Genomic DNA, 18,941 nt, shown 5'->3' on the forward strand with positions numbered 1-18,941 from the left:
TGTCATACAAATCATACTAAACTAGAGATAAAAGAGGAGGATAACATAATGAATCGAAAATATGCAACTTTATTTGAACCTTTAGAACTTCCAAATGGGGCAACAGTAAGAAATCGTTTTGTACTGGCACCCCTTACACATACGTTATCAAATGAAGATGGCACTGTTTCTGATGTTGAATTAGAATTTGTAACTTCACGTTCAAAAGATGTGGGCATAGCCATTACAGCGGCAAGTTATGTGAATAAAGAAGGGAAGGCATTTCCTGGAGAGCCATCCATTTCTAAAGAAAGTGATATTGATGGACTCCGGACACTGGCTCAAAAAATGAAAGAAGGGGGCGCAAAAGCCGTTGTCCAAATTCATCATGGTGGGGCAAAAAGTTTACCTGAACTTGTACCTAATGGTGACGTGAAAGCGCCGAGTGCAATTTCAACAGTGGGATTTGGGAAAGATACCACGCATGACGCTCGCGCAATGACAGATGAAGAAGTCGCGACGATGATTAAAGATTTTGGTAAAGCAACATCTCTCGCAATTAAAGCAGGTTTTGATGGTGTTGAAATTCACGGTGCAAATCATTACGCGATTCATCAGTTCACCTCACCTCATTACAACCGTAGAACGGATCAGTGGAAAGATTGTCTCGCTATCCCTCATGCCATTACAGATGAAGTGTTGAGTGTTGCACGTTCAGAAGGTCCAAAAGATTTTATTGTAGGTTATCGTTTTTCTCCAGAAGAAGCGGAAGAAGGCGGACTTACAATGGATATTACTGAACGAATTGTCAAAGCGCTTATCGAAAAACCTATTGATTATCTCCATGTCTCTCTGATGGCGCTTCATTCGAAAATACGAAGCGGTCAATATGAAGGGCAAAAACGAATTGATTTAATTCTCAAATGGATGCAAGGGCGTATGCCACTTATTGCAGTAGGTGCTGTATTTAATGCGGAAGACGCACGTTCTGGAATTGAAGCGGGTGTACCTTTAATTGCATTAGGACGAGGCTTACTATTTGATCAAGATTTCATTCGAAAAATCAAACTCGGAAAAGAACAAGAAATTATATCCTACTTTGACCCGGATAGACCGGATCATCATCATTTGCCATATCCATTATGGAAAGCATTTGCTGAGGGGAGATATCCGTATCCACAGAAGCCTAAATCTTAGAAACGCATTGAGATAGAGGTGTAGGAAATGGCTGAACAGAAGCGACTTTCATGCTATGATTCATTTTGACGATGACTTAATTAAAGGTGACGAGCTGTTGTACTGTCACCTCATCATATGATCAGTCCTACCCATGCACTTAAAAGAACCCCCTATAAAATCGGCACGTTACGTCCGACTTATAGGGGAATATTTTAGAAAAGCATTCATTCTAGCAACGTGACGGTCTTATCTTCCTCAAGACTTGTCGTAACGATAAGAAGAGGAACGTTGCTTTGGTGTGTCAAGTCGACTTTTACATTCATCGCACATAAATGTTTTAATTGGATTATGCTTCAATCGTTTGGATAAGCGTGTGTTTTCATCTAACAAAACTTCCGTATCGCATATGACACAAGTTACTTTGCGCATCTAAAACACCTCGATATGTGTGACGTGTTTAAACTGATATTCGTATCCATTTTCTAATGTATACACAAAGCTATCAACACCTTCATCTTCATAAAGTTTTTTACCCTCTTTTGCAAATTGAAAGAATAGATAAGGTAAACATTCAAATGGAATATCGATATGATCTGCAGAATTCGACAACCGAATCGTTGTAACAGCGTCATTAGGCTCAGCATTTCTAAAGAACGGTGTCATATTAATCACAAATGATCCGTTTAATACGGCACGTTTTTTATAGTTGATTTCACTGTTCAAGGTCGGTGGATTCGTTTGGCCTTCTAGTATCGCACGGTTCCATTCTTTGTTATTTTCAAATTGGATAGGCTTTTGACTATCAAAAACGCCTTTTTCTAAATCTTCTACTGAAAGTTTTCTATCATCAAAAATCCAAGTGGTACTATCAAGTGTAATTGGAAATTTAACGTTACCTTTGATTTGAATCATTCATATGCACTCCCTCAGTTTCACTCTCTACATTTTAACATACTTCACCTTGGTGGCATGTCAAATATACTTGCTTTTTATATAGGGATAAGATAAACTTTTTTAAAGAAGAAGAAAATGAAATAGGGGGATTATGTCATGAGCAAGCAACAACAACTGCGCAATACTGCATATGACCAATTGAATAAAGATGCAGAACGAATACTACAACTGATCAAAGTTCAAATAGATAATTTAACATTACCACAATGTCCTTTGTATGAGGAAGTTTTAGATACACAAATGTACGGTTTACAAAAAGAGGTTGACTTTGCAGTTAATCTTGGACTTGTAAGTGAAGAAGATGGCAAAAAGTTAATGTTGCGTTTAGAAAAAGAGTTATCAAAATTACACGAAGCATTTACTCGCGTATAACAGTTACTATCTTAATGTATAGTAGCGCGTTTTTTCGCCGTCTAAGTGCGAGAATTGGATGATTGAAACATATGAATAATATGAAAAGACTATTTCGATATATTTTGAGGTCATCTAAATATATCGATTTTCCATTATTAATCACATATCTTGCACTTTGCTTTATTGGCTTAACAATGGTATATAGTGCAAGTATGGTGGCCGCAACACGTGGTACGTTGACTGGTGGTACACCGGTTGCAGGCACTTATTTTTATTCACGACAGTTAATATACGTATTGATGGGATTCGGCATTGTGTTTTTTTTAGCGTACATTATGGATGTGAGAATTTTAAAACAACGTAATGTTCAGCTCGGTATGATGGGAATCATATTGATACTTCTTTTTGCGACGCTATTGTTTGGTAGTGAAATCAATGGTTCGAAAAGTTGGTTAAACTTGGGCTTCATGAATTTACAAGCATCAGAACTGTTGAAAATTGCCATTATTTTATACGTCCCATACATTATTGAAAGAAAGCGCTACGAAATCCAGCGACAGCCGACTGTGATTTTATGGCCAATTGCGTTTGTCGGCTTCTGTCTGAGCCTCGTTTTGTTACAAAAGGACGTCGGTCAAACGCTTTTAACGGGTGCCATATTCTTTAGTATCATTGTCTATTCGGGTATTGGGGTGAAAAACCTCATTAAAATCGGGTCCTATGCTATGATTGCGCTTGTCGGTGTGATCATCATCATTGTTATTTTCCGAATTAATATTCTCCCATCATATTTAACGGCGAGATTTAGCGCGTTGGAAAACCCTTTTAATTATGAGTCAGGCATTGGATACCATTTGTCCAATTCACTCTTAGCTATAGGGAATGGGGGATTATTTGGTCGGGGACTCGGAAATAGCATTATGAAACTGGGCTATCTTCCTGAGCCACATACGGACTTTATTTTTGCAATCATTAGTGAAGAACTGGGCTTTATCGGTGCAATGGCCGTTTTGTGTCTCATATTCTTTATTGTTTACCGTGCTTTTGAACTTGCTTCTCGAACAACATCGTATTTTTATAAACTGGTTTGCGTTGGGATCGCAAGTTATATCGCATTACAATCCTTTGTCAACTTAGGGGGGATTTCCGGCTTGATTCCTTTAACCGGTGTACCATTGCCATTTATTAGTTTTGGTGGGTCTTCTATGCTGAGTTTGAGTATTGCAATGGGATTATTGCTGATTATTGCCAAACAAATTAAATATGAGGCAGCGAAAAAGCGCTATATGCAAAAACAACAGAAAAGAATGAAGTAACGACAGTTACGAGGTCGTTTACATAGTGGGGTAATTGTAATGATTGCTCCACTTCTTTATTTTATTTTATTTTGCGTATACAAGTAGGGCCAAGGCATATGTTTATTCTATACACGATAAAATTTTGACATCGCTAAAAAATAAAGATAAAATACTAACATATTACTTAAATTTATTAATAGTGATAAGTTTAAGTAATGACTTTAGATGAATTTGATTGAGAATTTAAAAGTTTCTTAGAATCAGAATCTTTTAAATATGTGCGATTTATTGCTATAATAGACTATGTATTTTTAGAATTTTCTTACTATTCAGGGGGTTCACATAATGAAACGTATACATAAATTGTTAGTCGCTAACCGTGGAGAAATTGCAATACGTATTTTCAGAGCAGCGACCGAGTTAAACATTCAGACAGTAGCGATTTATTCAAAAGAAGATATGGGATCTTTGCACCGTTATAAAGCGGATGAATCGTATTTAGTGGGTGAAAATTTAGGGCCTGCTGAAAGTTATTTGAATATCGAACAAATTATTAAAGTCGCTAAAGAAGCAGGGGCGGATGCCATTCACCCAGGTTATGGTTTCTTAAGTGAAAATATGCAATTTGCAAAGCGTTGTGCTGAAGAAAACATTATTTTTGTTGGACCACATCTCGAACATTTAGATATGTTTGGTGACAAAGTTAAAGCACGTGCTACGGCTATTCGTGCGAATTTACCAGTCATTCCCGGAACTGATGGCCCTGTTCATGATTTTGCAGATGCAGAAAAATTTGCGGAAGAAGCGGGCTACCCACTGATGATTAAAGCAACGAGTGGGGGTGGAGGTAAAGGAATGCGCATCGTGCGTGAAGCTTCAGAACTCCAAGAAGCGTTTACTCGTGCAAAATCAGAAGCAGAAAAATCATTCGGTAATAGCGAGGTCTACATTGAAAAGTTTATTGATGAGCCGAAACATATCGAAGTTCAAGTGATTGGTGATGAAGTAGGCAATATCATTCATTTGTATGAGAGAGACTGTTCGGTACAACGACGGCATCAAAAAGTGGTTGAAGTAGCGCCATCAGTAAGTTTGTCTGATCAACTGCGCGAGCGTATTTGTGATGCAGCTGTAGATTTAATGAAACAAATTCAATATGTCAATGCAGGGACGGTTGAGTTTTTAGTGTCTGGGGATGACTTTTATTTTATCGAAGTCAATCCACGTATCCAGGTTGAACATACGATAACTGAAATGATCACAGGGGTAGATATTGTAAAAACACAACTTCTTATCGCGGATGGTGAAGCGTTACACGATGAAGCGATTGCAATGCCTCAGCAAAGTGAGATTCGCACATTGGGGTATGCGATTCAGTGTCGTATTACAACTGAGGATCCGACGCAAGACTTTATGCCAGATACGGGACGAATTGTCGCGTACCGTTCTAGTGGTGGTTTTGGTGTACGTCTTGATGCAGGGGATGCTTTCCAAGGTGCTGAAATTTCACCATACTATGATTCATTACTCGTTAAGGTGTCCACACATGCGATTAGTTATAAAGAAGCACGTGAAAAAATGGTCCGTTCATTACGAGAAATGCGGATTCGTGGTGTGAAAACAAATGTTCCATTTTTACGTAATGTGATTCTACATGAAAAATTTGCTTCAGGAGATTACACGACAAAATTTTTAGAACAATCTCCGGAATTATTTGAAATTAGAACTTCTCGCGATAGAGGGACGAAAACGCTTGAGTATATCGGTAATGTAACGATTAATGGATTCCCAAGTGTCGAAAAAAGACCGAAGCCACATTTTGAAACGCCATGTGTTCCTAAACCGGATGCACAGACCATTGCATCATTCGTCGGCACGAAACAGTTGCTCGATCAAGAAGGGCCGCAAGCGGTAGCGGCATGGGTCAAACAACAGGATGACGTGTTATTAACGGATACGACATTTCGAGATGCACATCAATCCTTATTGGCAACGCGGGTAAGGACGCATGATTTGATGAAAATTGCGCCTGAGACTGCGCGCGTGATGAAAGATAATTTCTCGCTTGAAATGTGGGGCGGAGCGACGTTCGATGTCGCCTATAACTTTTTAAAAGAAAGTCCTTGGCAACGTTTGGAAAAATTAAGAGCTGCGATTCCTAATGTGTTGTTTCAGATGTTATTACGTGCATCAAACGCCGTCGGTTATCGCAATTATCCAGACAATGTCATTCAAAAATTTATAGCTGAGAGTGCAGCAGCGGGTATCGATGTATTTAGAATTTTTGATTCATTGAATTGGTTAGAACAAATGAAAGTTGCCAATGAAGCGGTACAAAAAGCAGGTAAAATTTCAGAAGGTACGATTTGTTATACAGGTGATATTTTAAATCCAGAGCGTTCAAATATTTATACATTAGAATACTATGTTAAGTTAGCAAAAGATTTAGAACGTGAAGGCTTCCACATGCTAGCAATTAAAGATATGGCCGGTTTACTCAAACCTAGAGCGGCTTATGAGCTCATCGGAGAATTGAAAGCGGCGATTGATTTGCCGATTCATCTCCATACGCACGATACAAGCGGTAACGGTATTCTTGTATACAAAGAAGCGATTGAAGCAGGCGTGGATATCATTGATACAGCTGTAGCCGCAATGTCTGGTTTGACGAGTCAACCGAGTAGCAATTCACTTTACTATGCGATGAGTGGTTTTGAGCGTCGAATTCGAATGGATATCGAAGGACACGAATCACTTTCTCATTATTGGGATGCGGTACGACCTTATTATAGTGACTTTGAAAGTGATATGAAGTCGCCGCATACAGAAGTGTATCAACATGAGATGCCAGGTGGACAATATTCAAATTTACGTCAACAAGCAAAAAGCTTAGGGCTTGGAGAACGTTTTAGTGAAGTAAAAGAAATGTATCGTCGTGTCAACTTCTTATTTGGTGATATTGTTAAAGTGACACCATCATCTAAAGTCGTTGGGGACATGGCACTTTATATGGTTCAAAATGAGTTGGATGAAGAAGCTATCATCGAACAAGGTCATAAATTAGATTTTCCAGAATCGGTTATCTCATTCTTCAGAGGAGATATCGGTCAACCGGTTAACGGATTTAACCAATCTTTACAACGTGTGATATTAAAAGGTCAAAAACCTTTAACTGAACGTCCGGGTGAATATTTAAAACCGATTGACTTTGAAGCGTTGCGTAAAACGTTGCAAGAGAAGCAGCAACAGCCGGTGACTGAACAAGATTTAATCAGTTATGCGTTATATCCAAAAGTATATGAACAATATATTCAGACGCATGAACAATTTGGAAATGTGGCGACATTGGATACACCGACTTTCTTCTTTGGTATGCGAAATAACGAAAAGATTCAAATTGAAATTGATAAGGGTAAAATTTTAATCGTTGAATTAAAAACAATCACAGAGCCAGATGAAAATGGCGTACGAACAGTATTTTTTGATATGAATGGCCAAGCTCGTCGTATTCAAGTGAAAGATGAGAATATCCAAACGTCACACGTGGCGAGGGTGAAAGCAGACAAACAAAATGCAACACACATTGGGGCTCAAATGCCGGGTACGATTATTGAGGTAAATGTCAAAGAAGGGGATGTCGTAGAAGCAGGACAATCACTCATTATTAGCGAGGCAATGAAGATGGAAACAACTGTCCAAGCGCCATTTAAAGGAACGGTTAAAAAGGTGCATGTCGTCGCAAATGAAAGTGTGGAAACCCAAGATTTACTCGTTGAAATTGAAGCGGTGGAAAAAACAATGGCTAGATTCGTTTGATGTGCAGGGAGAGTATAAACGTAGCTATTGATGTCGTGTGGGATAATGAGTGTTTTATAAATGATGAGTGCACGTCTATGGTGCGAGATGAACGATTAGGAATAGGGATGAGACACAGGTCGTGTCTTGTCTCTATTTTTAATGACTTAAAAAGAGTGGTCACACATTAAAGTAAAAGACATCAACCAACTTTTTGCTGGTGATGTCTTTTACTTTTCACTACATCAATTCTATTGTTCGCCGCGTTTTGAGCGTAAAATCAGGAGTATGAAGTAACTAATCATACCGAATAGTAGTGTGATAAATAAGGCATGGAATAAAGCGATAATTAAATTAACATCGGTAACAATAGATAGTGCACCGGTCAACACTTGTAAAATAATCAAAATAAAGCTTGCTGTGTATCCATAGTGAATTGTTCGCTTATTAGGATAATTTTTAATCGCATGAATGTATGTGATCATCACGATAAGAAAAGCAAGGAAAGCCATAATACGATGCGCGAATTGAACCCAATCATGAACATCATGTGGAATCATGTCATTAAAAGGTAATGGCCATGCCCCATACGCGAGACTTGATTCTGTATGTCTAACAAGAGCCCCAGTATATATTGTTAGGTAGACTACAATCGTCATCGTCCAAGTGTAAACTTGCAGTGGCTTGTGTATGTGTACTTGGTTGGCTTCGTATTTTTGATCCATTTCAAAAATAATTAAAGTTAAAACGAAGACAGACGAGAAACTAATTAAAGATATCCCAAAATGAAGTGCTAATACATAATCATTTTGTTGCCACATGACAGCGGCAGCACCGACTAAAGCTTGGACGAGTAGGAAACCAATGCTAATGATACACAATGGCTTGACTTCTTTAATATGACCAATGTTTTTCCAAGCTGTAATCACAAGCCAGGTTACAAAAATGACAGATAATCCTGACACAGCTCTATGACTTAATTCGATAATTGTATCCATAGGTAAGTTCTGTGGTAAAAACGCACCATGACACAATGGCCAATCTGTACCGCAACCATCTTCTGAACCAGTTTTAGTTACGAGTGCGCCACCAAGCTGAACCCAAGTCATAATCAACGTCGATACGACAGCTAGCCACTTTAGGTTTCGCTTCTTAAACAATCTCAAACACCTCATTATGTAACATATTGAAAAACGTATATTCATACTTAATATGTTTATTATAGCAAAAACAGCTTCCAAAAATGTGACTTAATCATGACGTTTTTTGAATGTCGTTAAAGTGTCACAAATTTTTCTTATTTGAACTGGTTATTGAACCCACTTTCATATATCATTAATGTATATGTTATAAAAAAGGGGGGAACTGATGTCCAAAACAGAAGTTGTTGCACAAACTTCCAGTCGTATGACTTATAAAGAATTGAAACAAATCATCAAGTTAGGTCTTGTTCAAGGCAACTTAATACCATCATTTGCAGGGGCGTGGCTTGCCATTGTCATTGCACATCACGCGTTTTTAGCTTCGGTACCACAAATTATCATGATGATGCTTGGTTCGACTTTAGTCATGGGTGGTGCATGCGCATTAAACAATTTCTATGATCAAGATATCGATCGTCTCATGGAGAGTAAGCAAAATCGACCTACTGTGAACGAGCGAATTACAGATCATCATTTGTTAATGCTCAGTTTCGGTATGATGATTGTCGGTGAGATTTTATTATTCATGTTAAACATTCCAACGGGTGTCATTGGATTAGTGGGCATTGTTGGCTATGTTTCTTTTTATTCGATATGGTCAAAACGTCATACAACTTGGAATACGGTCATCGGAAGTGTCCCGGGTGCAGTACCACCGCTAATCGGTTGGGTTGCAATTGAAGGACATCTGAGTGTGATGGCTTGGGCATTGTTTTTCGTCGTATTTTGTTGGCAACCGATACACTTTTATGCATTAGCTATTAAACGAAAAGATGAATATGCGATTGCAAATATCCCAATGCTACCAGCTGTAAAAAGTTTTAACAGAACACGTTTAAGTATGTTCTTATGGATGATGCTCTTATTACCCATTCCATTCTTTATGCAAGAATTAGGTGTCGTCTTTTTAGTCCTTGCATCTTTACTCAATATCGGATGGATTGTGCTTGGGTTAACAAGTTTTAAATCGTCAGCGAATGAAACAAAATGGGCAACAAAAATGTTTATCTACTCTTTGAATTATCTTGTTCTCTTTTTTGCACTCGTTGTCGTGGTATCTTTAATAAAAATGATTTAAAAGATCTATGAGTGAGGAATGAATAAAATGAATGTACCGATTTTACCTACAATAAGTACGACTTGTATTGTCATCAGTGCGATATTAGTTGCTATCGGCTGGCGTCTCATTTGGAAACGTCAAATTGAAAAACATAAAAAGACAATGCTGTGGGCCGCTATTTTTGCAGTAACATTTTTTCTTATCTATGCGAGTCGCACCATTTTTATTGGTAATACAGCCTTTGGTGGACCGGATTCAGTGAAAATTTATTACACGATTTTCTTAGTTTTCCATATCACTTTAGCAACTGTGGGGGCAGTGCTAGGGCTAATTCAAATATTCACCGGGTTAAAAGATCGCTATAGTGTACATCGTAAGGTAGGTCCAGTTGCTTCAGTGGTGTGGTTCTTTACTGCCATAACGGGCGTTGCAGTATACATTTTGCTGTACGTCCTTTATCCAGGAGGCGAAACAACGTCACTCATAAAAGCGACATTTGGCCTTTGATGGAGATGGATTATGTTAAAAAAGAGCGATAAAGCATGAGCAACATGTTTTGTCACTCTTTTTCTTTGAGAATCATATAGTAAAAGGGAACGCATCTCAATTTTGAAATAAGCATACATCAAATATAATCAACAAAAAAGCTAGGTACATTTAGAAGGAATGCACCTAGCTTTGTATTTCAGCATCTATTCATAGAAAGATATTGAAATACAGTATAATTATTAATTAAATTAGAATATCGTGTTGTTTGAAAAGTTACAACTTAATGCTTTTGGTATTGTCTTAATACATCATACTGACTATGGAAAAGCTTGTTTCGGTCATATTGATGCTCATCAAATTCTTTGCTTTTAACATTTTGAGTTGCTGCTGTGTCTTCAGCAGCGTTTACTTCATGACCGACTAAACCAACTAATCCAACTAAACCAAGTGAAATGGAAAGTGCTGAAACTCTGAATAAATTTTTCATTGTTCGAATACCTCCTTCATTTGATATAAAAAGTATACCATAAAGAATATAAGATGTAAAATGTAAATGCTCATTACATTGAAAAATTAAAAAATGAGTTGAATGCATATAGAGGAATATATTATATCGTGCTTCATTATCTATATGCATATATCAATATCTAAGAATTGATAAAAAACTAGAAACTTAAATATAACAATGATACGATAAAACGGAATTGAACGAATCAAGTAAAAATAAATCGGTATCGGCGATCATTTTTCATTGATGTCAAAGACTTGAGATATAAAACATGTGTACGAATCTAGGTGTTTCATACTTAATAGAATCATTTATAAATTGGAGGGGGATTGCTGTGCGGAGAAAGTTGTTTAAAGTATTTGCATTGATATTATTGATTGGTCTTTTGATTTACTTATTTTATTCGCCTCAACTTGAATTTGATGTATTAGAAAATCCAAATCATACAAAGCATTCACAGCCAGAAAAAGCAGAAAAAGTCCCTCAAAATAGCGAGGAAAATCCTAAATTGACAAGCGGATTAGGGATGTATATTGGTCAATCATTAGGTCAAGTGACTTCAGAATTTGGAACACCAGATCGTATATACAATTATCAAAAAGGATACCGTCAATATATATTTAAAAATCAAAATCACTATCTGATTTTTTCTACTAAAAATCAACAAGTGAAATCGGTTTATATTACTGGAAAAGAGACCAGTAAATTAACAGGTCCTATTAAGATCAATGATCGGGCGAGTGATTTATTTAATACTTTTTCAATTAACACAGAGCCACAATTTGAGGTGAAAGGTAAAACATATCATTTTGAATTATCAGATCGCGATGTGAAAACACAGGCATTAATTCAATTTGGTCAAACGTATGCGCAAGTGTTCATTGATCAACAAAAGAATAAAGTTGTCGGCGTACGATATTTAGATAAAGAAGCACTCGCTGATATGAATCCTTATCCACAAAATAGTGAAGGGGTAAGCGTGCAGCCTGATCACCTTACTGAGGAGAGACCGCCTGACCAAAATGTCAATGAACGACTCACATTGTATGAACTGACGAACGAAATGCGTCAATTGAATGGTCGGCGTACGCTAAAAATTAATCATATCCTTGAAAATGTGGCCACTGTAGATTTATTTAATGCTGGGGAACAAGGCACTGCAGAATTCACTGAAGAAAACTTGCTCGCGCTCATGAAACAAACGAAACTGAGCTACCAATCCGTGTCTCAAAACGTTGGATATAACTTTAACGATGTGCCTACCCTTGTGAATAGTTGGATTAATTCTGATGTCCATCGTTCTCGGATGCTGAATACAAAATATGTTGAATTTGGTGGAGATGTCGAACAGCAATATTATATGTTGATTTTCTTAGAGAAAGGGGACAGTTAAAATGGTGTATGATGAGCAGTTTATGTGTGTGCTTGACCAAACAGAAGCTTTAGCTGTTTGCATTCGACAGTCAGCGTTGTTCGACCATTATCAAAAAGCGAAACAAAGCCTCGTTGAAGATGAAGAGGCACAACGATTATATGGTCAATTTTTAAAAAGTAAAATTCGATTTGATGAAGTGCAACGCTTTGGGCGTTATCATCCAGATTATCAGAAAGTGATGTTAACCACCCGACAATGTAAACGTGCCTATGAAATGCACCATACAGTCCAAGCGTTTAAAAAGAGTGAGACCGCGTTACAACAATTGCTTGATGAAGTTGTGACGATTATCGCAAATGGGGTTTCGGAGCATATTAAAATTGATGCAGGGGCCCCTTTATTCGAAGCATTGACGACTGGTGGCGGTTGTGCGGTGGGTGCAACGTGTCAATGTCACTAAACTGACAATAACGTGTGTTGAAGTGTTGGCGTGTGGGGGTTATGATGAGGCCCCCTCATGTCGACGCTTTTTTGATATGATAAGACGACGGCAAGGTGAGGGGCTTCATATGAATCCATCACAGAATCAATGATTAATATCACAACCTATCATTTTCAATGTGATAAGCACTTAAAAATTGACGCCCTATCGTAGGACGATCTGTCACAATCGTATGGACACCTAAACGGACAAGGTGATGCATCAAGTCGACGTTGTTGATGCCATAATATCCAGGAATGACTTTCGAAGCATTCAGCCAACGAATCAGTTTGGATTGTACAAGTGGAAGACCGTGAAAATGTGTGGGCATTTGGAACGTTTGTGCCTGCCCACGATACGTCCGTTGAAGCCCGGAATAGCACAATAGAATGCCTTCAGTCACATCATACTGACTGGCGCCTATCGCGACAGTCCCTCGACTGATAGACTTGAAGCGTTTGATTTGTTTGCGATAAAAACTGGTTACTAACACGCGTGATTGGGCTTGATTTTGGACAATCACATCGTATAATTTTTGTGCCGCAATTTTACCTTCATGACTATCTGGGTGATCTTTAATATCGATATTGACATATTGATTTGGATAACGGGACAACAGTTCATTCATTGTAATTACTTTGGCGTCAGGATGATTTCGATAAGGATATGTCCCGTTAATATCCTTAAAATGATAACCCGCATCAAGAGATTTTAAAGCGCTGAGTGTGTACTGACTGACTCGTCCAGAACCATTGGTCGTACGATTTACATCGGCATCATGAAAGACAATGACATGCCCATCTTTAGAAATGCGAATATCGGTCTCAAACCCGGTCAATCCCATTTCAACAGAATGATTGAATGCAAGGACAGTTGATTCTGGGCGTTCTTGCATGCCACCTCTATGGCTCAATATATAGGGTGCAGGTGCATCAAAAAAAGGTGGCACAACGCGACTTTGATTTGGGCGTTGGCGCTGTTTGAATAAAATTGTCCCAGCAAATAGCGCGGACGCGCCTATCACAGCGCGTTTAAACCAAGTAGATTTTGGAGTCATAATTTTCCCTCCTTCATTTTTAACGTTATACTGATACTTTTCGAATGATAGCGAGACATGGTACGATAAGCTTGTAAAATTCGAGGTGAAAAAATGGATATCATACAACGTGAAAGTCTTATCATTTATCTTAAACATATGAAGCATGAACGTCATATTCGAAAATATGGTCATATTGTTTATACGAATCCCAAACAAAAGTTTGTAACGATGTATGTTGATCAAGCTGATGTGGATGAAGTGGTCACACGCTTAATGAAACTAAAGTATGTGACACAAATCCTAGGATCGCCATATAAACATTTAAAGCAAGTGTATTCTGAAGAAGCTCATGAATAAGCTCATTCGAGTGCAGGAATCCAATGTTGTAGTCTCAGTACCCCTTTTAAGTAATTAAAGTAAAGTTCAAGTTCTGGATAATCGTCTGGCGCATGGACATCAATGCCAACCATTTCGATATTGTAAGGTGTCGCAAAAGATTGAATCAGCGTATACTTCCGATTGTGTTCTGGATATGGATAGCGTAGCGCATCTAACATGATATAAATCGCTTGAAAATGACGACCGGCTGTGGGCTGCATAATCATGGCCACCGATGTCAATTGCTGTTCAGACTTTGGTGTGTGGAAAAAGACGATCCGATCAATACGCGCATGGTTGTATTCGATGAGCGTTTTAAATTCGTAAAGATCTGTTAATCCATGTCCTAAAACGATGAAAGATTGTTGCATTTGGGTTCCTCCTCTTTAGACAAATTATATTAAAAAAGAATTCGGATTGGAAGTGTAATAAGCATGCGTGTCATTGCGGGAAAACACAAAAGTAAGCCATTAGAAACATTGGAGGGACGTCACACGCGTCCTACAATGGATAAAGTCAAGGAAGGTATCTTTAATAGTTTACATACTGTTGAAGGACTCGGTTTAGATTTATTTGCGGGTAGCGGGAGCTTAGGTATCGAAGCGATTTCGCGTGGTATGGATAAGGTCATTTTTGTCGATCAAAATATTCGTGCAGTGAAAGTGATTCAACAAAATTTAAAAAAATTAGGATTGATGGAACAAGCGGAAGTGTATAAAAACAGTGCGGCACGTGCGTTAAAAGCTTTGAGTAAACGAGAAATCCAATTTGATGTTATCTTTTTAGATCCCCCCTATGACAAAGGGCTCATCGATGAGGCACTTAAAGCGATCCATCAGTTTGATTTATTACAACAAAATGGTATGATCGTGTGTGAGTTTAGTCATCGTGAATCGATTGACACTTCACTTTTTGAAGAGGTTAAGCGATATCATTATGGTTTAACAGATACTTGTGTTTTGAAAAAAGGAGAAAGCCATGGTTAATACAAAAGCTGTGATACCCGGAAGTTTTGACCCGATTACAAAAGGACATTTGGACATTATTGAAAGAAGTGCGGATCGTTTTGATGAATTGCATGTGTGCGTCCTGCGCAACAGTAGTAAAAATGGGACGTTTACAGTTGATGAACGTCTGGATATGATTGAACGTTCTGTAAAGCATTTATCAAATGTTTATGTCCATTCCTTTAGTGGTCTGCTTGTTAATTTTTGTGATGAAATCGGCGCAACGACCATTATTCGTGGATTGAGAGCAGTAAGTGACTTTGAATATGAATTGAGAATTACATCAATGAATAAGAAATTAAATGACAAAGTAGAGACATTATATATGATGAGTTCGATGGATTATTCATTTATTAGTTCAAGTGTAGTCAAAGAAGTCGCACAATATGACGCAGATATTTCAGAGTTTGTACCTAAGCATGTTGAAGAAGCATTGTTAAAAAAATTCAAACGGAAATCGTAACATGTCCTTCATTCTATTTTCAAGCATGCATCAGCGTATAAAATGGAAGTTTCGGAATTTGTAGTATACGTTTGAGGTGGTTAACAAATGTTGACTCGTCATTGTTCCACATGATAGTGAACGAAAAGCGATGGCGACAGAGAGAGGTTTCATCATTTTAATTGTGCACTTTGATTGTGTATGTAGACATGCGTGCTGTATTGTGAAAGGAATTCAGTGTATATCTCACACTCTGATTGTCTTTCACAATACAGTCCGTTTTTATTTTGTCAAAATGAGGCGATTGATTGAAGGGGAAATGATTCAATGGCGTGTATTTTGAAGACTTATTGGGTTTGAAGCGTCTGTACCGGCGTATTAAAGTCCGTTTTCTGGTCTCCGGTTAGACAATTATAAATGTGTGTCGCCTTTATTTCGTGATTGAACCAAATGGCGTTTTCACGAGTCAAATTGGTTATCAATTGCCGTTCTGGTGCTACTGTTTTAAGATGTTTTAAATAGCGTTGTCCAGTATCATTCATTGCTAATATTCGAACGGCATGCACGTCTGTATCGGCATCTGTATATTGAAAATGCAACAAGACGTTCATTAAAATACGTTGAATATGCGTGTACGTGTAGCGCTTTGTTTTTAATTTGTGCATTAAGGTTGCATAATCATTCGAGGTTGTTACAGCACGATATAAACGATTCTCAAAACCTTCACTCATTGTATAGATTTGCTTTAAAGATGAAGGGTGATGCTGTAAAGTTGCATACTTTATAAAGTCAAACAGACGTTGTTGATCTAAAAAGGGTTTAGACATTAAAGGAATATTTTCTGTTGGCACCATTGCATGCCACTGATGATCTCCTCGCACGATACTTTGACGAATGGCAGAACCACTAGCAAAAGTGTGATGACGCATCGTCGTATCATGGTGGTGTGTGTGCCGACGCGGAACAGTTATCGCTTCTATCGTGCTTTGTTGATAGAGGCGCTGTTTTAAATATGTAATGGCAAGTATGTTGTTCGGTTGCGTTAACAGGTCGTCTTGTAACGTTTCGGATACAATGCGTGCGTAACTTTTTCCGGATTTAATCGCTTCTTGGAATGTCGTAGATTGTTCGAGTTCAATGATACGTTGGGTTGCCTTTTTTAAAGCTGCGACTTCACCACTTTCACTTCCGAAACTTAACGTGTCAGCCTGTAAGTAGTCTGCCACTTTCACACCCATTTGAGCAAAAATATCACTAGATGACAATGTGCCGACTAAGGGTAATTCAACAACTAAGTCCACACCTTGAAGTGCCATCTGTGCACGGTGAAATTTATTGAACATGGCGGGCATCCCGCGCATCATAAATTGGCCACTCATTATGGCAATCGCGACATCAGCTTGGGCAAGCTTTTTACTCTGGCGAGCGTGATAAAGATGCCCATTATGAAAAGGATTATATTCTGTTATCATTGCGACACTTTTCATTTGCATTCTGTCCTTTCGTGTCTCATTATGATTATTGTATCAGAAAATAAGATGTTAAGAAAAAATCTTGACAACTTAACTTTCAAAAGTTAAAATAAATTTTGTGCTTGTTAGAGGTGAAGCCATATGAAGTGGTCAATAACACAATTGAGAAAATACCAAGGACAACCTTTTAAATTTAATCAAACCGTAACGTTGAATCATCTGGTTCAAAACCTAGATTTGTTAGACTTATCACCGATTCATATCGAAGGTGAGTTGAGCGTTAAATCGAGTGAAGTTGTGGCAACCATACATATCACGGGACAATATACGATGGCTTGTGCGCGTACGTTAGTTCCTGTTGATGTCCCTTTAGATGCAGCAACAACAGAAGTGTTTGATTTAGATGGTTTGTATGAAGATGAGGACGATGAACACTATCATCTTGTCACAAATGGTATGATTGATCTTCGCGAGATAGTTGAAGAGATTGTTATGCTTGAAAAACCAATGCGTGTCGTTGCAGATGGTAGCGATCAAATGCTGACGGGTGGTCAAGGCTGGGAAGTTATTGACGAAAGTGATTTGGATAACGACCCATCTCGAGATGATTCAGTAGTGAATGTCGATCCAAGGCTTCAAAAATTACAACAATTATACGATGATAGTAATCATGCACGCTAAGTCTTTTGAAATACGATGCGTCAAATGAATCGAATAAAAGGGAGGATGAACTAACCATGGCAGTACCAAAAAGAAGAACTTCTAAAACAAGAAAAAACAAACGTCGTACACATTTTAAATTAGCAGTACCAGGTATGCAAGAATGCCCGAACTGTGGTGAATTAAAATTATCTCACCGTGTATGTCCAAACTGTGGTTCGTACAAAGGTGAAGAAGTCGTTTCTAAATAATAGACTTTTTACAGCTTATGCATATTCATGTAAAATAGGACTGGAACTTCATCGTTCCAGTCCTATTTTTAATCACTTCAAAACGGTTAACAAAGTTAAAAGAGAATTTAAGATGAAATGAGAGGCACATGACATGGAGTCGATTACATCCATACAAAATCCCAAAATAAAAAATTACAATAAGCTGAAGAAAAAAAGAGAGCGTGACAAACAAAACCGAATCATTGTTGAAGGATTTCACCTCGTAGAAGAAGCGGTACGAAGTGACGTTAAAATGACACAGTTGTTTTTAATAGATCCTCAACGTGTCCCTGCAGAATGGATTGAAGTTGCAGAAGAAGTTTATATGATTACACAAAAAGTGGCAGAGTCGTTATCTGGCACTGTCACACCTCAAGGTGTCTTCGCAGTACTTGAAAAACCTCATGTCGCGGTTTTGGATGCGAAACAAGTATTAGTTTTAGACCGTATTCAAGATCCAGGGAATTTAGGGACGTTAATCCGTACGGCAGATGCAGCAGGTTTAGATTTAGTTGTCTTGACCAAAGGAACAGCGGATGTTTATCAAGATAAAGTATTGCGTGCGAGTCAAGGGAGCGTATTTCACCTTCCTATTCAATATATAGAGGAAGGGGTTCAATGGTTGGCATCGTTTGACGGACCGATATATGGGACATCATTACAACATGCAACGACATATCACCAAGTCCCGAGTCAACAGCCGACATTTGCACTGGTACTCGGCAATGAAGGAGAAGGCGTGGCAAATGAATTATTAGAACAAACGACTCAAAATTTGCGAATTCCGATTTATGGACAAGCAGAAAGTTTAAATGTTGCAGTAGCTGCTGGTATTTTAATGTTTTACTTAAAAGGATAAGAGAATGTGGTACAGTGGGTTGACCCCTTATGAACGCATGTATATAATGAACGTATTAACAATTCAACAACGCGCATATAAAAAGACGTAAACTATTATTGGGATTGTTCAGGGAAGTACAACAATAACTGAGAGTTG

21 protein-coding genes are annotated in these 18,941 nt (G+C 38.1%); 14 read left to right on the top strand and 7 right to left on the bottom strand.

The annotated features are described in order from the left end of the window. The first annotated feature begins 48 nt into the window (after positions 1–48). Positions 49–1,176: an NADH-dependent flavin oxidoreductase gene (locus B5P37_RS09610; protein ID WP_085238010.1), complete on the top strand. Its 1,128-nt coding sequence runs from the start codon at positions 49–51 to the stop codon at positions 1,174–1,176. A gap of 237 nt (positions 1,177–1,413) precedes the next feature. Here B5P37_RS09610 and B5P37_RS09615 read toward each other — a convergent pair whose 3' ends face one another. Beyond that, positions 1,414–1,587 carry a DUF2197 domain-containing protein gene (locus B5P37_RS09615; protein WP_085238011.1) on the bottom strand — a complete coding sequence of 58 codons (174 nt, stop codon included), beginning with the start codon at positions 1,585–1,587 and terminating at the stop codon, positions 1,414–1,416. Continuing rightward, entirely contained in the window at positions 1,588–2,070 is a 483-nt protein-coding gene (locus tag B5P37_RS09620; protein ID WP_085238012.1) for a hypothetical protein, read from the bottom strand. 138 nt (positions 2,071–2,208) lie between these two features. On the opposite strand from B5P37_RS09620, the gene B5P37_RS09625 reads away from it, so the two are divergent. The 3 genes from B5P37_RS09625 (at position 2,209) to B5P37_RS09635 (ending at position 7,580) form a co-directional block, all read left to right on the top strand. After that, the gene (locus tag B5P37_RS09625; protein WP_085238013.1) at positions 2,209–2,484 is read left to right on the top strand and encodes an Fpa/YlaN family protein; all 276 of its coding nucleotides are present in this window, start codon (positions 2,209–2,211) and stop codon (positions 2,482–2,484) included. A 71-nt stretch (positions 2,485–2,555) separates the two neighbouring features. Further along, positions 2,556–3,782 (top strand): cell division peptidoglycan polymerase FtsW, encoded by a 1,227-nt coding sequence (gene ftsW / locus B5P37_RS09630; protein ID WP_085238014.1) that lies wholly within the window; start codon positions 2,556–2,558, stop codon positions 3,780–3,782. Between the two features lie 327 nt (positions 3,783–4,109). Continuing rightward, a complete protein-coding gene (locus B5P37_RS09635) occupies positions 4,110–7,580 on the top strand; it encodes a pyruvate carboxylase (protein WP_085238015.1) in 3,471 nt (1,156 codons plus the stop codon). 230 nt (positions 7,581–7,810) lie between these two features. On the opposite strand, the gene B5P37_RS09640 is transcribed toward B5P37_RS09635, so the two are convergent. Continuing rightward, positions 7,811–8,719 carry a COX15/CtaA family protein gene (locus tag B5P37_RS09640; RefSeq protein WP_085238016.1) on the bottom strand — a complete coding sequence of 303 codons (909 nt, stop codon included), beginning with the start codon at positions 8,717–8,719 and terminating at the stop codon, positions 7,811–7,813. Positions 8,720–8,927: 208 nt separating this feature from the next. Between B5P37_RS09640 and cyoE the strand changes: the two genes are divergently transcribed. Beyond that, complete coding sequence (cyoE, locus tag B5P37_RS09645) at positions 8,928–9,839, top strand: heme o synthase (protein ID WP_085238017.1); 912 nt, start codon at positions 8,928–8,930, stop codon at positions 9,837–9,839. Between the two features lie 27 nt (positions 9,840–9,866). Next, complete coding sequence (locus B5P37_RS09650; protein ID WP_085238018.1) at positions 9,867–10,328, top strand: DUF420 domain-containing protein; 462 nt, start codon at positions 9,867–9,869, stop codon at positions 10,326–10,328. Positions 10,329–10,590: 262 nt separating this feature from the next. On the opposite strand, the gene B5P37_RS09655 is transcribed toward B5P37_RS09650, so the two are convergent. Further along, positions 10,591–10,797 carry a hypothetical protein gene (locus tag B5P37_RS09655; RefSeq protein WP_085238019.1) on the bottom strand — a complete coding sequence of 69 codons (207 nt, stop codon included), beginning with the start codon at positions 10,795–10,797 and terminating at the stop codon, positions 10,591–10,593. Positions 10,798–11,152: 355 nt separating this feature from the next. On the opposite strand from B5P37_RS09655, the gene B5P37_RS09660 reads away from it, so the two are divergent. Then, positions 11,153–12,211: a CAP-associated domain-containing protein gene (locus tag B5P37_RS09660; RefSeq protein WP_085238020.1), complete on the top strand. Its 1,059-nt coding sequence runs from the start codon at positions 11,153–11,155 to the stop codon at positions 12,209–12,211. 4 nt (positions 12,212–12,215) lie between these two features. Continuing rightward, entirely contained in the window at positions 12,216–12,653 is a 438-nt protein-coding gene (locus tag B5P37_RS09665) for a YlbF/YmcA family competence regulator (RefSeq protein ID WP_085238464.1), read from the top strand. A 139-nt stretch (positions 12,654–12,792) separates the two neighbouring features. On the opposite strand, the gene B5P37_RS09670 is transcribed toward B5P37_RS09665, so the two are convergent. Next, positions 12,793–13,731, bottom strand: coding sequence for a lysophosphatidylglycerol phospholipase D (locus B5P37_RS09670; RefSeq protein ID WP_085238021.1), 939 nt, complete (start codon positions 13,729–13,731; stop codon positions 12,793–12,795). Positions 13,732–13,824: 93 nt separating this feature from the next. Between B5P37_RS09670 and B5P37_RS09675 the strand changes: the two genes are divergently transcribed. Next, a complete protein-coding gene (locus B5P37_RS09675) occupies positions 13,825–14,070 on the top strand; it encodes a YlbG family protein (protein ID WP_085238022.1) in 246 nt (81 codons plus the stop codon). A 2-nt stretch (positions 14,071–14,072) separates the two neighbouring features. On the opposite strand, the gene B5P37_RS09680 is transcribed toward B5P37_RS09675, so the two are convergent. Beyond that, positions 14,073–14,462, bottom strand: coding sequence for a DUF7147 family protein (locus tag B5P37_RS09680; RefSeq protein WP_085238023.1), 390 nt, complete (start codon positions 14,460–14,462; stop codon positions 14,073–14,075). A gap of 63 nt (positions 14,463–14,525) precedes the next feature. Here B5P37_RS09680 and rsmD point away from each other — a divergent pair, with 63 nt between their 5' ends. Both rsmD and coaD read left to right on the top strand, forming a co-directional pair. Beyond that, positions 14,526–15,077 carry a 16S rRNA (guanine(966)-N(2))-methyltransferase RsmD gene (gene rsmD, locus B5P37_RS09685; protein WP_085238024.1) on the top strand — a complete coding sequence of 184 codons (552 nt, stop codon included), beginning with the start codon at positions 14,526–14,528 and terminating at the stop codon, positions 15,075–15,077. Further along, positions 15,070–15,561, top strand: a complete 492-nt coding sequence (gene coaD / locus B5P37_RS09690; protein ID WP_085238025.1) for a pantetheine-phosphate adenylyltransferase — start codon at positions 15,070–15,072, stop codon at positions 15,559–15,561. Before rsmD ends, coaD begins: the two co-directional genes overlap by 8 nt. Before the next feature lie 326 nt (positions 15,562–15,887). Here the strand turns inward: coaD and B5P37_RS09695 are convergent, their stop codons facing one another. Further along, entirely contained in the window at positions 15,888–17,027 is a 1,140-nt protein-coding gene (locus B5P37_RS09695) for a nucleotidyltransferase (RefSeq protein WP_085238026.1), read from the bottom strand. 126 nt (positions 17,028–17,153) lie between these two features. On the opposite strand from B5P37_RS09695, the gene B5P37_RS09700 reads away from it, so the two are divergent. The 3 genes from B5P37_RS09700 (at position 17,154) to B5P37_RS09710 (ending at position 18,803) form a co-directional block, all read left to right on the top strand. Next, positions 17,154–17,693 (top strand): YceD family protein, encoded by a 540-nt coding sequence (locus B5P37_RS09700; RefSeq protein ID WP_085238027.1) that lies wholly within the window; start codon positions 17,154–17,156, stop codon positions 17,691–17,693. Between the two features lie 56 nt (positions 17,694–17,749). Next, positions 17,750–17,923, top strand: a complete 174-nt coding sequence (gene rpmF, locus B5P37_RS09705; protein WP_014614214.1) for a 50S ribosomal protein L32 — start codon at positions 17,750–17,752, stop codon at positions 17,921–17,923. Positions 17,924–18,056: 133 nt separating this feature from the next. Beyond that, a complete protein-coding gene (locus B5P37_RS09710) occupies positions 18,057–18,803 on the top strand; it encodes a TrmH family RNA methyltransferase (protein WP_085238028.1) in 747 nt (248 codons plus the stop codon). Positions 18,804–18,941: the final 138 nt, after the last annotated feature.

The sequence above is a fragment of the Staphylococcus lutrae genome (genome assembly GCF_002101335.1).
Taxonomy (GTDB): Bacteria; Bacillota; Bacilli; order Staphylococcales; family Staphylococcaceae; genus Staphylococcus; species Staphylococcus lutrae.

Coding starts and splice junctions, on each gene's coding strand:
- B5P37_RS09680 (WP_085238023.1), bottom strand. CDS start 14,462: ATGCAACAATCTTTCATCGTTTTAGGACATGGATTAACAGATCTTTAC.
- rpmF (WP_014614214.1), top strand. CDS start 17,750: ATGGCAGTACCAAAAAGAAGAACTTCTAAAACAAGAAAAAACAAACGT.
- B5P37_RS09675 (WP_085238022.1), top strand. CDS start 13,825: ATGGATATCATACAACGTGAAAGTCTTATCATTTATCTTAAACATATG.
- coaD (WP_085238025.1), top strand. CDS start 15,070: ATGGTTAATACAAAAGCTGTGATACCCGGAAGTTTTGACCCGATTACA.
- B5P37_RS09610 (WP_085238010.1), top strand. CDS start 49: ATGAATCGAAAATATGCAACTTTATTTGAACCTTTAGAACTTCCAAAT.
- B5P37_RS09625 (WP_085238013.1), top strand. CDS start 2,209: ATGAGCAAGCAACAACAACTGCGCAATACTGCATATGACCAATTGAAT.
- B5P37_RS09710 (WP_085238028.1), top strand. CDS start 18,057: ATGGAGTCGATTACATCCATACAAAATCCCAAAATAAAAAATTACAAT.
- B5P37_RS09620 (WP_085238012.1), bottom strand. CDS start 2,070: ATGATTCAAATCAAAGGTAACGTTAAATTTCCAATTACACTTGATAGT.
- rsmD (WP_085238024.1), top strand. CDS start 14,526: ATGCGTGTCATTGCGGGAAAACACAAAAGTAAGCCATTAGAAACATTG.
- B5P37_RS09695 (WP_085238026.1), bottom strand. CDS start 17,027: ATGAAAAGTGTCGCAATGATAACAGAATATAATCCTTTTCATAATGGG.
- B5P37_RS09615 (WP_085238011.1), bottom strand. CDS start 1,587: ATGCGCAAAGTAACTTGTGTCATATGCGATACGGAAGTTTTGTTAGAT.
- B5P37_RS09650 (WP_085238018.1), top strand. CDS start 9,867: ATGAATGTACCGATTTTACCTACAATAAGTACGACTTGTATTGTCATC.
- B5P37_RS09635 (WP_085238015.1), top strand. CDS start 4,110: ATGAAACGTATACATAAATTGTTAGTCGCTAACCGTGGAGAAATTGCA.
- B5P37_RS09670 (WP_085238021.1), bottom strand. CDS start 13,731: ATGACTCCAAAATCTACTTGGTTTAAACGCGCTGTGATAGGCGCGTCC.
- B5P37_RS09700 (WP_085238027.1), top strand. CDS start 17,154: ATGAAGTGGTCAATAACACAATTGAGAAAATACCAAGGACAACCTTTT.
- B5P37_RS09655 (WP_085238019.1), bottom strand. CDS start 10,797: ATGAAAAATTTATTCAGAGTTTCAGCACTTTCCATTTCACTTGGTTTA.
- cyoE (WP_085238017.1), top strand. CDS start 8,928: ATGTCCAAAACAGAAGTTGTTGCACAAACTTCCAGTCGTATGACTTAT.
- ftsW (WP_085238014.1), top strand. CDS start 2,556: ATGAATAATATGAAAAGACTATTTCGATATATTTTGAGGTCATCTAAA.